This window comes from Stenotrophomonas sp. (assembly GCF_031995405.1).
In the GTDB taxonomy this organism is placed as follows: Bacteria; Pseudomonadota; Gammaproteobacteria; order Xanthomonadales; family Xanthomonadaceae; genus Stenotrophomonas.
The window spans coordinates 1-14683 of record NZ_DAMAGC010000107.1; the positions used below are offsets into that span (position 1 = coordinate 1).

At 67.8% G+C, this 14683-nt stretch carries 13 protein-coding genes; 6 read left to right on the forward strand and 7 right to left on the reverse strand.

Annotation, left to right across the window (positions count from 1 at the left end; translation table 11 throughout):
* The first annotated feature begins 243 nt into the window (after window positions 1–243).
* Window positions 244–1581: a sigma-54 dependent transcriptional regulator gene (locus RTO53_RS15735; protein ID WP_312238682.1), complete on the forward strand. Its 1338-nt coding sequence runs from the start codon at window positions 244–246 to the stop codon at window positions 1579–1581.
* Window positions 1582–1774: 193 nt separating this feature from the next.
* On the opposite strand, the gene RTO53_RS15740 is transcribed toward RTO53_RS15735, so the two are convergent.
* The 7 genes from RTO53_RS15740 to RTO53_RS15770 form a co-directional block, all read right to left on the reverse strand.
* On the reverse strand, window positions 1775–3079 hold the full coding sequence (locus RTO53_RS15740; RefSeq protein WP_312238683.1) for a hypothetical protein: 1305 nt from the start codon (window positions 3077–3079) through the stop codon (window positions 1775–1777).
* A gap of 48 nt (window positions 3080–3127) precedes the next feature.
* A complete protein-coding gene (locus tag RTO53_RS15745; RefSeq protein WP_312238684.1) occupies window positions 3128–3886 on the reverse strand; it encodes a hypothetical protein in 759 nt (252 codons plus the stop codon).
* An 8-nt stretch (window positions 3887–3894) separates the two neighbouring features.
* Window positions 3895–4593 carry a C39 family peptidase gene (locus RTO53_RS15750; protein ID WP_312238685.1) on the reverse strand — a complete coding sequence of 233 codons (699 nt, stop codon included), beginning with the start codon at window positions 4591–4593 and terminating at the stop codon, window positions 3895–3897.
* A gap of 137 nt (window positions 4594–4730) precedes the next feature.
* The gene (locus tag RTO53_RS15755; RefSeq protein WP_312238686.1) at window positions 4731–6197 is read right to left on the reverse strand and encodes an adhesin; all 1467 of its coding nucleotides are present in this window, start codon (window positions 6195–6197) and stop codon (window positions 4731–4733) included.
* 44 nt (window positions 6198–6241) lie between these two features.
* Window positions 6242–6880: a hypothetical protein gene (locus RTO53_RS15760; protein WP_312238687.1), complete on the reverse strand. Its 639-nt coding sequence runs from the start codon at window positions 6878–6880 to the stop codon at window positions 6242–6244.
* Window positions 6877–7407 carry a hypothetical protein gene (locus RTO53_RS15765; protein ID WP_312238693.1) on the reverse strand — a complete coding sequence of 177 codons (531 nt, stop codon included), beginning with the start codon at window positions 7405–7407 and terminating at the stop codon, window positions 6877–6879. The genes RTO53_RS15760 and RTO53_RS15765 overlap by 4 nt, the downstream gene beginning before the upstream one ends.
* 724 nt (window positions 7408–8131) lie before the next feature.
* Window positions 8132–9460 (reverse strand): dicarboxylate/amino acid:cation symporter, encoded by a 1329-nt coding sequence (locus RTO53_RS15770; protein WP_256777521.1) that lies wholly within the window; start codon window positions 9458–9460, stop codon window positions 8132–8134.
* 149 nt (window positions 9461–9609) lie between these two features.
* On the opposite strand from RTO53_RS15770, the gene RTO53_RS15775 reads away from it, so the two are divergent.
* The 5 genes from RTO53_RS15775 (at window position 9610) to RTO53_RS15795 (ending at window position 14397) form a co-directional block, all read left to right on the forward strand.
* Window positions 9610–11319, forward strand: coding sequence for an alkaline phosphatase (locus tag RTO53_RS15775; RefSeq protein ID WP_312238688.1), 1710 nt, complete (start codon window positions 9610–9612; stop codon window positions 11317–11319).
* Window positions 11319–11879, forward strand: a complete 561-nt coding sequence (locus RTO53_RS15780) for a WG repeat-containing protein (protein WP_312238689.1) — start codon at window positions 11319–11321, stop codon at window positions 11877–11879. Before RTO53_RS15775 ends, RTO53_RS15780 begins: the two co-directional genes overlap by 1 nt.
* Window positions 11880–11945: 66 nt before the next feature.
* Window positions 11946–13232, forward strand: coding sequence for a tRNA lysidine(34) synthetase TilS (gene tilS, locus RTO53_RS15785; RefSeq protein ID WP_312238690.1), 1287 nt, complete (start codon window positions 11946–11948; stop codon window positions 13230–13232).
* A gap of 36 nt (window positions 13233–13268) precedes the next feature.
* Window positions 13269–13529 carry an exodeoxyribonuclease VII small subunit gene (locus RTO53_RS15790; protein WP_312238691.1) on the forward strand — a complete coding sequence of 87 codons (261 nt, stop codon included), beginning with the start codon at window positions 13269–13271 and terminating at the stop codon, window positions 13527–13529.
* Window positions 13519–14397: a farnesyl diphosphate synthase gene (locus RTO53_RS15795; protein WP_312238692.1), complete on the forward strand. Its 879-nt coding sequence runs from the start codon at window positions 13519–13521 to the stop codon at window positions 14395–14397. The genes RTO53_RS15790 and RTO53_RS15795 overlap by 11 nt, the downstream gene beginning before the upstream one ends.
* Window positions 14398–14683 lie beyond the last annotated feature (286 nt).

The following is a 14683-nucleotide window of genomic DNA, read 5'->3' on the forward strand; positions in this document are numbered from 1 at the left end:
CGGAGGACATTCGCCGGAAAGGGCATGGGGCCCCAGCGCCCGACCCACCGACGGCCGCCTCTGCCGTTGCCCTGGCCGCTTTCACCTCCAACCGGCGTTGTCCCTCATGTTGTTCAAGCAATTGCCAACACCCAGTGCCTGCCGGCGTTCCGGCGGGCCGCGGACCCGGACGTGGGGCGGCACGTCCACGGCCACCGGACCTGCAGTGAATGCCGCCTGTGATCCTTTTCGACAAGGTGACGCATGGCGGCAGTCCCTGATTTCCCGTCCCGGTGTGTGATCTGGTTTGGGCAACCGCAACCGGCCGAACGTACCGCGCTCGCCGCAGCAGGCTGGCAGGTCCGCAGCGTGGCTACCGACGACTGCGTGGCCATCGGCATGCGCGGCAGCGATCAGGTCGTCGGCCTGCTCGACCTGCGCAGCGCGCTGCCGACCAATCTGGCCCGACTGGAAACGCTGCTTGAGGCGCACCGCCACATGACCCTGCTGGCCCTCCTGCCCGCCAGTGCCGCTGCCGTCCCGCCCGCCCTGCAGCCGCTGCTGGCCGCCTGCACGGAAACGTGGACCGCGCCGATCGAACTGGGCCACATCGTCCAGCGCCTGCAACAGCTGTCCGGCCAGGCCGCGCACCCCGTCGCGCACGGCCCCCAACAACTGATCGGCGAAAGCGCCGTGCTGCAGGTCACCCGCGCGGCGATCCGCAAGTACGCCCCGGTCGACCTGCCCGTGCTGATCACCGGCGAAACGGGCACCGGCAAGGAACTGGCCGCGCAGGCATTGCACGCACTTTCGCCGCGCCACGGTCGGCCCTTCCTGGCGGTGAACTGCGGTGCCATCCCGGCCGCGCTGGTGCAGTCCGAACTGTTCGGCCACGAGCGCGGCGCCTTCACCGGTGCGGCGAGCCGACGGCTGGGCCTGTTCGAGACGGCCCACGGCGGCACCGTGTTCCTCGATGAAATCGGCGACCTGCCGCTGGATGCACAGACCAACCTGCTGCGCGTGCTGCAGGAGGGCACCCTCGAGCGCGTGGGCAGCAACCGGCCCCTGGTCGTGGACGTGCGGGTGCTGGCGGCCACCCATGTCGATCTCGAGCAGGCCGTCGAGCACGGCCGGTTCCGCCGCGACCTGTTCTACCGCTTGAACGTGCTGCGCCTGCCGCTGCCGCCGCTGCGCGATCGCAGCAGCGACATCCTGCTGCTGGCCCATCACTTCCTGGCCAGCTTCCGCGACCGCCACGTCACCCGCGCACGCGGCTTCAATGCCGAAGCACGCCGCGCCCTGGAGCGGTTCGGATGGCCGGGCAACGTGCGCGAACTGCTCAACCGCGTGCAGCGGGCGGCGATCGTGGCCGACGGGGAGCTGATCAGCGTGGTCGACCTGGAACTGATCCCGACACAGCAGGACGTACCGCACAAGCTGCTGCACGATGCGCGCCAGCTGGCCGAACGCGAAACCCTGCTGCGCGCACTGCGCCAGAACGATTTCAACATCACCGCCTGCGCCCGGCACATGCAGGTCTCCCGCGTCACCGTCTACCGCCTCTGCCGCAAACACCAGCTCGCCCTCCCCGAACTGCGTTGACCCGACACAACCCTCTGACGCCCTCCGCAGCAGCCTGCAGCCCATCCGAGAGCGAACGCCCTTTTCGTTGAAGGGGCGCGCGAACACGCTGCGGGCCAGCGGAAAGCACAGATCTCCCGGCATGGGCGGTCGCGCACCCACGGTGCGCAGTCCAGGTGCGCTGTAATACCGTACAGGCGTTGAGCGCACGCGCTCAAAGCATGTACGGCACCTTGAAGGCCAACGTGAAGTCCGGCGCATCCGGGGTGAGGCCGATGCCGAGCATGCTGACCAGCGTGGTGTTGCGGTTGAGCGCGTAGGTGATGCCCAGATTGAGCGTGCCGGCGTTGGCGTCGCTGCCGATCACCTTCAGCCATTGGCCGTTGCGGTAGCGGGTGGACGCGCGGCTGCTCAATTTGTCGCTGAAGGAAATGCTCAGGCTGGTGCGCTCATTGAAGGCGAACGCCACCCCGGCACCGAAGTAATACGACCCACCCAGTTTCACCTCCCCGGGATTGACCGTGTCCGGGTTCGCATCCAGGTCGTCGAAGCTGCGCGGGAAGGAGTGGATGTAGCCGAGGTTGGCGAACAGGATCGCCGGATCGGCCGTCTTCACTGCCGACAGGCCGATGTTGGCCTGCCAGACGCCATTGCCGGTGGGCTGCTGTTCGGGCACGGCGAAGCGGATGAAGTCGTCGTCGTCGCGTTCGAGGACCTTCCAGTCCACGCCATACGGCGCGCGCCCTGTCGGCGCGGTGGCACCGGCGGTCAGTACCGTTTCCGGCCAGCGGCCGTGTTCGGCGAACAAGCGGTAGTTGGCGCTCAGTCCAACATCGCCGATGCCGTTGCCGGTGGTTTCCTCCTGCGCGATGGCCGCCGCCGAGCCCCCCGCACCGCCCTTCTGGAACACGGTCTTGCGCGCCAGGTAGGGCACGTCCAGGTTCAAGGTCAGCCGCGGGCTGACGCCCCAGCGCGCGGCCAGGTTGTAGGTCAGCGTGTCCGACTCGACGTTTTCGATGGCGATGTTGCCCAGGAAAATCGCATCCAGGGCCAGGAAACCGTTGAGGGTGACCTGCTTGCGGTCGTAGCGTGCGTAGGTGAGGCTGTTTTCCAGGGTGAAGCGACGGCTGAACAATGCCGCCTGCTGCTGCTTGACGTCATCCACGCTGCGTCGCGAGGCCTGCTTGGCCTGCTGTGCCTCGGCAGCGCTGCTGGCGTAGCCGTCGGCGCTGGGTGCAACAGCCGGCGTATCGGCCGGCAACGGGGGCGGCCCTGCGTTGGCGCCCGCGATCGGAGCGGTCTTGCCGGAGAGCCGTGCCTGCATCGCCTGCACCTGCATGTCCAGCTCGCGCAGGCGACGCACTTCCTGCGCGTAGTTGGCCTTGAGCGTTTCCAGCTGGGTGATCAGTGCCTTGACGTCGGCTTCGTCGGCCGGCGCCGCCTGCGCATGTGCACCGGCGGCCGCCATCAGTGCCAGCGCCGCCAGCGCCAACGGGGTTGCGTGTATCGAGGTGTGCATGTGCCTTGGCCCACGGTTGTGTTGTCACTCCCCCTGCCCGACCCTGGACTACTGGCCGGGCCCCATGCCGACACCGCGCACCAGGGTCATCGCCTGCGCCACGTTCTGGCTGAGCGGGACGTTGCTGGCCAGCGACTGCCGGACAAGATCGATCTGCATGCGGTTGCTCACCGCCTGGCCATCACTGCCGATGGCGATGCTCTGGCCGACACTGCCGTTGCGGATCCACTGCTGCACCGCGCCGACGCCGTCGATCTGCACCTGCACCCTGGCGTTGTTGCCGTCCAGCTGCGCCACCGCGCTGACCCCGCCCTGCTGCACGCTCGCCAGGGTCGGCCCCGCGCTGCCTTCGGCCGGTGCGCTGCCATCGCGTACGTCGAGGTGGGTGCTGTTGCTGGCGACATTGCCGTCACCGGCCACCTGGATGCTCTGGGTCAGGCCCGCCACGTTCTGCAGGCCGCTCGCGTCGATGCTGCGTCCGGGCGTCACCGGCAGCGGCGCATCGGCGGCGGTCACCGTCACCGATGGACTGAAGCTGATCTTCGGCGTACCGCCGTGGCTGAAATCCATGCCCAGGGTGAGCGCGCTGCGCGCGGCCTGCCCCCCGCTGTTCCACTGGGTGATCATCGTCACCCCGAACCAGGCCACGCTGTTGCCGTTGACCGTGTAGCGCCCGCGCATCAGGCTCAGCTCGGGATCGGGTATCTCGTTCAGGCCCTTGCCGGGTCGTCCTTCTTCGGCATGTGCCGGTGCGACGCCCAACAGGGCCAGCAGCACTACGCCGTGCGTCCATCGTGCGATGTTCATGGTGCCTCCTAGAACAGATCGGCGTGGGTGAAACCGAAATCGACCAGCTCCGCGTCGGTGATCGGTCCCTGCCGGGCATACAGCGAACGCGCACTGGGCCGTTCGCCGGGTTGCAGCAGCACCGTGTTGCGATCGAAGTCACTGCCGATCACGACAAACACGGCGCGCGACGGCCACGCCTGGAGAAATTCGCTGACGGGAATGCTGCGGTTGCCCAGGATCGGGTCGGCGACATCGACCACATCGTCGCGAACCTGCTTGAGGACAACGAAGTGGCGGAAGCCACGCACATCCATCAGCACCAGCCCGGGCACGCGCAGTGAGCGCAGGCGCTCCTCGTTGACGCGGTAGCCGCGTCCGCGCATGCCCATCGATTCGACATACCGTTTGACGTCCAGCAGCGAAAACCCACGCTGGTGGACCAGTTGCGGGTCCGAGACCCCCATCATCCCTTCGATCACCGTGCCTTCGTCGGCCTCCAGGTGGTAGGCGTAACGCAGGATGGTGGCCAGCGCCGCCGCGCCACAGCTGTAATCGGTGTGTTGCCGCACCACGTTGCGGAAGCGCCGCTCCTGCATGCTTTCCACGCGCTGGGTGAGCACCGCACCATTGGGCAGCACCCCGCTGAAGCCGACATCGCCGGCACGCGCAGCGCCGAAGGGCAGCATCAGCCACAGCAACGATCCGCACAGCGTCTGCTTCAACATCGACCTGACTCCGGCAAAGGAAGGAGCCCCTGTCCCAAAGGGGGAGGATGGAACAGGGGCTCCCGGGGGCCCGGCCACTGGCGGGTGGCCGGGTTTGTTGCGCTCAACGCGTACTGCTTGCGAAAACGGACAACGGGTTACTCGCCGGTGCCGCCACCACCGCCGGTGGACGGCTGCGCAACGGCCAGGGCCAGGCTGTTGGCCTGCAGGTTGCCGGTGCCGGCCGCCACGTTCACCCCGATGTTGCCGGAGGCGCCGGAGAACGCACTGCCGGACAGCGCCGCGGTGTTGGTCGCATCCACGTTCACCCAGCGGGTGGTGGAGACGGTGCCGCTCAGGCTGGCATACAGATCGGCCACACCCAGTTCGACGAACCGGCTGGTGCCACTTTCATCGGTATCAAACGCGATACCGCCCACGCCTTCCCGGTTCGGGTTGGCCGTTGCGTTCTGGATCTCGTTGTCCATGTCGAGGTGGCCGGTCGCGTTGCCACCCGGGTGCGGCAGTTCACCGCTCCAGGAATCCAGGTAGTAGTTGTCCTTCTGGTAGGCGCTGCCGCTGCCGCTGTAGGTACCGGCGCCCACGGCCAGGGTGCCACCGGCGACGCGGCCACGCAGGCTGACGTTGACGGTGTCGGTCATGGAGCGCAGGTAGCCGGCATTGGCCACGCTGTTGCCGGTGGAGACCTGGTTGGAGCTGATGCTCGAGGTCGCATAGGCGCTTGTGGCCACCGAGGCAGCGAGTGCGTTCTTCTGCTCGTTGTTGTTGCCCGAGGCGACGTTGGCACCGATGTTGCCCGACGCATTGCTGAAGGCATTGCCGCCCAGGCCTGCGGCGTTGGTCACGCCGGAGTTGAGGGTGGTGTTGCCGGCGCCGTACTGGTTGACGAACACTTCGGCGTCGGCCATGCCGAAGCTGAAGGAGGCATCGGCCGCGGACAACGACGCGGCGTTGTCCTGGGCGTTGTTGTCGCCGGCGGCGACATTGAAGCCGAGGTTGCCCGAGGCATCGGAGCCGACGTCATCGGCGATCGAGGCGCTGTTGGTGACCAGGCTGTTGGAGGCGGCGTTGTCGGTGATCGACTGGCGGTTGTCGATGATGGCCACCGCCGCCGAATCGAGGTCGATGGAGCCGGTGATTTCCGGGTCGCCCGAGAAGTTCACGTCCGAACTCAGGCGCATGTCCTTTTCGAGGTTGACGTCAACGCCGTGGTTGTTCTTTTCCTGGCGCTCGTCGGCCTGGATGTTGCTGGTCTTGTTGACGTTCTCGTTGACGGTGACGTCGCGGGTGCGGGTGACGCTGCTGTTGGTGGTGCTGTTGTTGGTGGTATTGGTGTTGCTGGTGGTGTTGTTGTTGCGGGTGTTGTTCCAGGTACGGTTCCAGGTACGCGAATCGTTGTCGTTGCGCGTGTTGGTTTCGATGTTGGTGTCGATGTTGGTATCAACATCGGTGTCGACGTTGGTGTTGAGGTTGGTGCGCGTTTCCACCACGTTGTGCAGGTGGTTGATGAACGCGCTCTGGTTCTGGTTGTCCTGCGCGGCAACGGACGCGGACGCGGCTGCGATCGCGATGGCCAATACGGTACGGTGCATGTTGGTGTTCATGGTGCCCTCTCTCTCATCACAGACAATCGGGTGGATGTGACTACTCACGGGGTGGACTGCACCGAGATGCTCAGTTGGTTTGCGGTGGCGTTGCCGGATCCCGCGATCTGATTGAGTTGCAGGACGCCGTCGAAGCCCTGCAGCGCGGTGCCTTCCACCGCGACGCTGCGGGTTCCGGCCGGCCGACCGCGGTTGACGGCCCCCTGCCCCCCTGCTGACACGAGCGCCCCCGAGGCGGCCAAGGCCGCATCGTTCGACTCGCGTATGCCCTGTTGCGCCAGCGTGGCGGTGACGACGTTGCGCGTCGCGTTGCCGGTGCCGCTGGCCTGGTTGATCATGGCGACGCCGCTGGCGCCGTTGAGTGCCTGCCCACCGATACTGGCGCTGGCGTGCAGGGGGCCGTCACCGGTGACCTGGTTGTCGGTCTGCTGCTGGCGCGCGTTGACGTCGATGTGGGCGTTGCGGCCGTTGGCGATGCCGAGCAGGTTGGCCTGCTGGTTGAGGTCGCCGGCGACCATGTTGACGGTGATGGCGCCATCGGCGCCGGACAGCGCGCGGCCGTCGATGCGGCTGGTATTGAGGTAGGACAGCATGGCGGCGTAGTCATCGGCCTGCTGCGCGCAGAGCGGCAGCGGCGCGGCGACGACGGTGGCCAGCAGCAGGATGCGCGGGAGGCGGCTCATTTTCCGGGCCCGCCTGCCGGCTGGCCCAACGGGAACTGGGCCAGTGCGCCACGCACCTGGTCGCCGATGCCGCGGGTGGCGCCGGTGACGGCACCCATGGGGCCACCGAGGGTGGTGCTGAGCTGGCCGCCGGAGAGCATGCCGCTGTCGGTGACTTTGCCAAGCGTGGCGTTGACGGTATGTCCGGTGACGCGTTCGATGGTGGTCTGCGAATGGGTAACGCCGGCGCCGGTATTGGAGCCCAGGGCGGCGTAGTCGTCGTCGCTGAGTTCATCCATGCCGCTGGAGGTGCCAAGGGCCTGGGCGACCTCGCGCTTCGGCGAGGGATCGGCGATCAAGGCCATGCCGGGCGGCGCAGGCCGGTAGGCCGGCCGGGTGGAGACATCGCGCAGCAGGACGATTTCACCGGGCTGCGCCTTGACGCCCTGGCGTGCGCCGGAGGCGTGCGCGGCGGCCGGCAACGCGAGCACGGCGGCAAGCAGCCAGCAACCTGCGGGAATGATGCGGTGTGCAACAACGCTGTCCATGGCGACCTCCTCGAAACGTGCCGAGGGGTAACGCAGCATTCGTGCCAACCTCCAAAGCCCGTCGTTGCGGGGCTTTTCGACATCCCCGGGTGTAACGCGGCAACAAGGTTGTTACAGATCCGTTGGAAATAACATCTGCTGAACAAGCACGTCACGCGCCACACAGGCCCGCCGCTGCTCGCTTTCTCTCGGGTGTATCACCCGTGTTACAGCCGCTGATACACCCTTTACAGCGCGTGGTCAGGATCATGGAGAACAGCGCAACGACAAAAGCCGATCAAGTATTCGACTTACTCCGCGGATCACGGTGCGCCGTAGAAATTTCTCCGTCCAGGCCTGCCGCGAGCGTCAGGGCCCCGTAGCGGCCGGTAGGCCCTTGGCGTAGTGTCCCCCGGCCTGGTCGGCCTCCTCCTTTATTTTGCCCAAGGGCCTACCGGCCACTACGAGGCTCCGCTTGCGGCGCGCAGGCAGAAGCCAGGCTTTTCTGGCGGGGTCGGTGGATCAGGCGCTGGGCCCCCATGCCCCTGGAGGCGAAATAAAGGAGGAGGCCGCTCCGCGGCCGGGGGACATTCGCCGGAAGGGGCATGGGGGCCCGGCGCCTGATCCACCGACCACCGCGCCTGAAAATTGAAGAGCGCGTCGTGCTTGCCACGCGGTTGGAAGAAGAACAAAAAAAAAGGCCCGCTTTCGCGGGCCACTTCCTATCAATCATGGCGCAGCACGCTCAGGACGTCCGTTCTTCAATCTCGTCCACGCCCAGATTGGTCGAAGGATTATCGTAAACCGCCCGATCAAGCAGCCCCGTCTCCTTGGCCACCAGCACCGGCACCAGCATCTGCCCGGTCACGTTGGTCATCGTGCGCATCATGTCCAGGATGCGATCGATCGCATACAGATACCCGATCGTTTCCAATGGCAGATTGGCCGCGCTCAACACCACCGTCGCCATAACCACCGCCGTACCCGGCACGCCCGCCGTACCGAAACTGCCCAGCACCGAAGCGATCAGCACCACGATGTACTGCTCCGGCGACAACGGCACCCCGGTGTACTGCGCGATGAACACCGCGCACAACGCCGGATAGATCGCCCCGCAGCCATCCATCTTGATGCTCGCGCCCAACGGCACCGCGAACGAGGCGTAGTCCTTGTTCACGCCCAGGTTGTGCGTGATCGAACGCATCGCCGCCGGCATCGCCGCAAAGCTCGACGAACTCACGAACGCCACCTGCATGCCCGGCGCCGCACCGCGGAAGAACTTCAGCGGGTTCAACCCGTGCGACAACAGCAGCCCGCCGTAGACCACCACGATGTGGAACGCGCACGCCACGTACAACGCCAGCACGAAACTGCCCAGCGGCAGCAGCTTCTCGAAGCCGTAACTGCCCACCAGCCCGGCGATCAGACCGAAGGTTCCCAGCGGCGTCATCTCCAGCACGAAGCGCGTCACCTGGATCATGATGTCGCTCATCTGGCCGGTCAGCTTGCGCGCCTCGGCCACCTTGTCGCCCAGCTTCACCATCGCAAAGCCGAGCAGACCGGCGAAGAAGATCACCGGCAGGATCGAGCCGCGCCCGGCCGCCAGCACCGTTTCACCGGCTGCGTTCACCCGCGTGCCGATACCGGTCAACGCATAGAACACGTTGGACGGCACCACATCCATCAGCACCTTGATCACGCTGGGCACTTCGCGCGGCGTGTAGCCGTGGTCCATGCTCAGGCTCAGGTTGCCCGTACCCGGCTGCAGGATCGTGCCCACCGCCAGGCCCACGCAGACCGCCAGCGCGGCGGTGATGATGAACCACAGGAACGTGCGCCCGCCCAGCGCGGCCACCGACTTCTGGCCGTGCAGCGAGGAGATCGCGTTGATCACCGCAAAGAACACCAGCGGCACCGCGATCATCTTGATCAGCGTGACGTACAGGTCACCGAGCGGGCCGAACCAGACTTCCGCCGCCGGGCCCAACACCCAGCCGGCCAGCGCACCCAGCACGAAGCCGCCAAGCACGCGTTGCCAGAACGGAATCCGCAACCACGCAGATACCAGCTTCATGAGCCTTCCAGAGAGAATTCGACAGCTAGGCACCTTAGCCCAACCCGGGCAGGGGAACGAGGCGCACACGGAAATGCAGCGTGTCATCGGCGTGCCTTGCTGCGTTCTGCATAATGAACGCCCGTTTCACTTATGAGATATGACTGTCCATGTCCCGTACCACGTCCTTGGTGGCAGCCATCGCCACCACCCTGCTGCTGGGCGCCTGCGCCAGCACCACGCCCGCCGCCAGCGCCTCCGGCGCCGTGAAGGTCGAGGTCCCCGCCGTGGCCCACCCGGCCGGTGAAACCCCGCAGTGGTGGTACCGCAGTGGCGCCGCGCGCGCAGCCAGCACGGGCGCCATGGACGGCAAGGCCAGGAACGTCATCCTGTTCCTCGGGGACGGTATGAGCCTCACCACGGTCGCCGCCGCGCGGATCTTCGAAGGCCAGCGCAACGGCAATCCCGGTGAAGAAAACCTGCTGTCGTGGGAGCGCTTCCCGGCCACCGCGTTCAGCAAGACCTACAACACCGATTCGCAGACCCCCGATTCGGCCGGCACCATGACCGCCATCACCACTGGCGTGAAAACCCACATGGGCGCCATCGGCGTCAGTGCCGGCACCCGCAACGACTGCGCCGACAGCTTGAACAAGGGCCTGCTGACCTGGCTGCAGCTGGCCGACAGCGCCGGCCTGGCCACCGGCGTGGTCACCACCGCCCGCCTCACCCACGCCACCCCGGCCGCCACCTACGCCCACTCGCCCGAGCGCAACTGGGAAAACGACGCCGACCTGCCCGAAGCGGCCAAGGCTGCCGGCTGCACCGACATCGCCCAGCAGCTGCTGTCCACCTCGCGCTACGGCCGTGGCCCGCTGGTCGCCCTCGGCGGCGGCCGCGCCCAGTTCACCACCGTGGAAGAACGCGATCCCGAATACGACGACAAGGTCGGCCAGCGCCTGGACGGGCGCAGCCTGGTCACCGAATGGCAGCAGGCCCACCCGGGCGGCGCCTATGTCTGGAACGCCAGGCAGCTCCAGGCCGCGGCCAATGCCCCGGCGGTGCTGGGCCTGTTCGAGCCGGACCACATGCGCTATGAAATCGAGCGCAAGGAAGACCCGGCCGGCGAGCCCAGCCTGGCCGAACTGACCAAGGCGGCCATCGCCAACCTGGCCAGGCACAAGGAAGGCTACGTGCTGATGGTCGAAGGCGCGCGCATCGACCACGCCAACCACAGTGGCAACGCCTACCGCGCCCTGAGCGATACCGTGGCCCTGTCCGATGCGGTGCGCGCGGCGGTCGAAGCGACGTCCGACCAGGACACCCTGATCATCGTCACCGCCGACCACTCGCACACGCTCAATTTCGTCGGCTACCCCGCGCGCGGCAATCCGATCCTGGGCAAGGTCAAGGACAAGGGCGGCGAAGACGGCACCGGCGGCCTGGACGTGGCCCGGGACGGCCTCGGCCTGCCCTACACCACGCTGAGCTACGCCAACGGCCCCGGCTACACCGGTGCGACCAACCAGCAGCCGGCCGGTCCGAAGACCTACCCGCACAATCCGAGCAGCTTCGACCCCGCCAGCGGCCGTCCGGACCTGAGCCACGTCGATACCGAGCATCCCGATTACATGCAGGAAGCGCTGGTACCGACCAAGAGCGAAACCCATGGCGGCGAAGACGTCGGCATCTGGGCGCGCGGTCCGGGCAGCAAGGCCATCCGCGGCACCATGGAGCAGAACACGATCTACCACATGATCGTCCAGGCCACCCCGCGCCTGCGCCAGCGCCTGTGCGAGGCCGGTACCTGCGATGCCAGGGGCGTGCCGGTGGAGCTGCCCAAGCCGACCGCCTTCGAGCGCAAGGCCGACGCCAACTGATGGCAGCGCAGGTCCACGCCGTACCGCGCAGGGGCCGCCACGCGCGGCACCTGCTGTTGGTGGTCGGCCTGCTCGCGGCCGGCTGCGCCTGGGCAGACGGTTCGCCCTGCCTGGCCCTGACCGAAGAAGACGGCCTGCAGCCGTTGGCCGGCTGCCAGTTCGTCGACGGCCGCCTGCAACTGGAGCCCAGGGCACTGGCCGCGCTGTCCTTCGACGCCGACGGGCTCGCGCCGGTGCATGCCGGCGGCGGCTTCCACTACGTCAAGGCCGATGGCCGGCAGCTGCCGGTCATCACCTTCGACAACGGTCCGGACGACGTGGTTGAAGGGCTGGTGCGGGGCCGCGTCGGTCAACGCATCGGCTACTTCGACACCGGGTTCCGCCAAGCCTTCCCGGCCACGTTCGATTTCGGCTGGGCCTTCGAGGATGGCGTGGCCCGGGTCTGCAACGGTTGCACGCGTGGCCCCCCGGACGAGGACGGCCACGTGGCCATGGTCGGCGGCACCTGGCACCGCATCGACCGCACCGGGCAGCCGGCCTATCAGATCGACCTGCCCTGATGGCCGCGCATGGCATCGGCGCGCCACTGCGCCGATACTGCCCTCCTGCCTGATGCTGCCGTCCCCATGAAGATCTCCCTGCCACCGCCGCCGGCTGCACCCGCACCGGTCCTGGTCGGCTTCAGCGGCGGTCTGGATTCCACTGTGCTGCTGCACTGGCTGGCCCAGTCCCCGGCGCAACGGGGCGCGGGTCTGCGCGCGGTGCACGTGCACCACGGCCTGCAGGCGCCCGCCGACGACTGGGCCGCGCATTGCGCTGCACAGTGCGCGGCGTGGGACATCGCGCTGCAGGTGATCCCGGTGGAGGTCGCGCGCGACAGCGGCGAAGGGCTCGAGGCCGCCGCCCGCCACGCCCGGCGCACCGCGTTTGCCGGCGCACTGCAGCCCGGCGAGCAGCTCGCGCTGGCCCATCATCGCGATGACCAGGCCGAGACCTTCCTGCTGCGTGCGCTGCGTGGCTCCGGCGTGGATGGCCTGGCGTCGATCAAGGCGCAGGCACCGTTCGCCGCCGGCAGCGTGTGGCGCCCGCTGCTGCAGGTGCCGCGCAGTGCGTTGCTGGCCTACGCGCAGACCCATGGGCTGGCGTGGATCGAGGACCCGAGCAATGCCAGCGATGCGGCCGACCGCAATTTCCTGCGCCTGCACGTGATGCCGCTGCTGCAGCAGCGCTGGCCACAGGCCGATGCGGCATTCGCGCGCAGTGCCGCCCTGTGCGCGCAATCGCAGCGTCTGCTGGAAGACACCGACCACGAGGCACTGCGCCGCTGCACCGTTGCCCCGGGCGTACTGGAGTGCGCGCGCCTGCTGCGTCAGCCGCACGAACGCCGCGCCCGGCTGCTGCGCCAATGGGTGCGCAACTGCGGCCTGCCACCGTTGCCGGCGGCCGGGGTGGAGGCGATCGAACGCGAACTGCTGCCGGCCGCGCACGATGGCGATGCCCAGTTCGCCTGGCAGGGCGCGCGGATCCGGCGCTGGCGGGGCGAATTGCATCTGCTCTCCACCACGTTGGCGCTGCCGCCACACTGGAGCGTGCACTGGGACGGCCGCGCACCGCTGGCGCTGCCCGATGGCGGCCAACTGGATCTGCTGGGTGCGCCGCGGCTGGAAGTGCCCCTGCAGGTCCGCGCACGGCGGGGCGGCGAACGCATCCAGCTGCCCGGGCGCACCCATTCGCATGCGCTCAAGGACCTGCTGCAGCAGCGCGGCCTGCCGCCCTGGCAGCGCCGCCAGTTGCCATTGCTGTTCGACGGAGAGATGTTGATGGCCGCCGGTGACCGGATCATCGCCGCAGCGCTGCAGCACTGGCTGGATGAACACGACGCGCAGCTGCGCTGGACGCCGGGCGTGGCGTGAATTGACCCCGCTGGATTGGCGCATCACACTTGTCCCATGCCCAAGAAGTCCCCCAACGAAACCTCCCCGGTCGCCCACTTCGAGCAGTCGCTGGAAGAACTGGAACAGCTGGTGGAGAAGATGGAAGCCGGCGATCTGAGCCTGGAACAATCGCTCAGCGCCTACGAGCGCGGCGTCGGCCTGTACCGCCAGTGCCAGCAGGCGCTGGAGCAGGCCGAACTGCGCGTGCGCCTGCTCAGCGATCCGGCCCGCCCTGACACCGCCGAAAGCTTCGACCCGCCCAGCCATGACGGTTGAGGCCACGTTCGCGCGTTGGCGCGACCGCATCGAAAGCCAGCTCGACGCCAGCCTACCCTCGCCCGAAGACGCCCCGCAGCGCCTGCACCAGGCGATGCGCTACGCGGTGCTCGGCGGCGGCAAGCGCATGCGCCCCCTGCTGGTGTATGCCAGCGGGCAGGTATTCGGCGCCGATGAGCACAGCCTGGATGCGCCGGCGATGGCGGTGGAACTGATCCACGCCTATTCGCTGGTCCATGACGACCTGCCGGCGATGGACGACGACGCGCTGCGTCGCGGCCGTCCCACCACCCACATCGCCTTCGACGAAGCCACCGCGATCCTGGCCGGCGATGCCCTGCAGACACGGGCCTTCGGCCTGCTGGCCGATGCCGCGCTGCCGGCGCTGCTGCGCGTGCACTTTCTGCAGGCGCTGACCCATGCTTCGGGTGCGGCCGGCATGTGCGGCGGGCAGGCGCTGGACATCGACGCCACCGGTCACGTACAGCCGCTGGCTGCACTGCAGCGGATGCATGCGCTCAAGACCGGCGCGCTGATCCGCGCGGCGGTGCGCATGGGCGCGCTGTGTGGCGATGCGCCGCAGGCCGACCTGCTGCAGCTGGACGCATTCGCCAGCGCGCTGGGCCTGGCCTTCCAGGTGCGCGATGACATCCTCGATGTGGAAGCCAGCTCCGAGCAACTGGGCAAGACCGCCGGCAAGGACGCGACACACGCCAAGTCGACCTTCCCCGCGCTGCTCGGCATGGATGGTGCCAAGGCCGAACTGGCTGCGCTCAGCGAGCGCATGCACGAGAGCCTGGCCGGCTACGACGAACGCGCCGATGCATTGCGTGCGCTGGGGCGGCTGGCAGTCGAACGCAATCACTGAAAGACCGGTGGGTCGGACGTCGGCCACGTTGCCTCTGCGGGCGAATGTCCCTACGGCGTCGGCCTGCGGGAGATTCGCGCGCGAGACACCCCTGCAAAACGCTTCTTCTCCCCCCTGAGGGGAACGGCTTGTTGCAAGGGCCGTCGTAGCGTGAGTTCGACGCTATGCGACTGGGCCGGCAGTGCAGGCGACGTGTGAAGCGGGTTGTGTCCTCCTTCGGGGGTTTCGCGCGCGTGAGGGCCCCGTAGCAGCCGGTAGGCCCCTGGCGCAAATGTCCCCCGGCCTG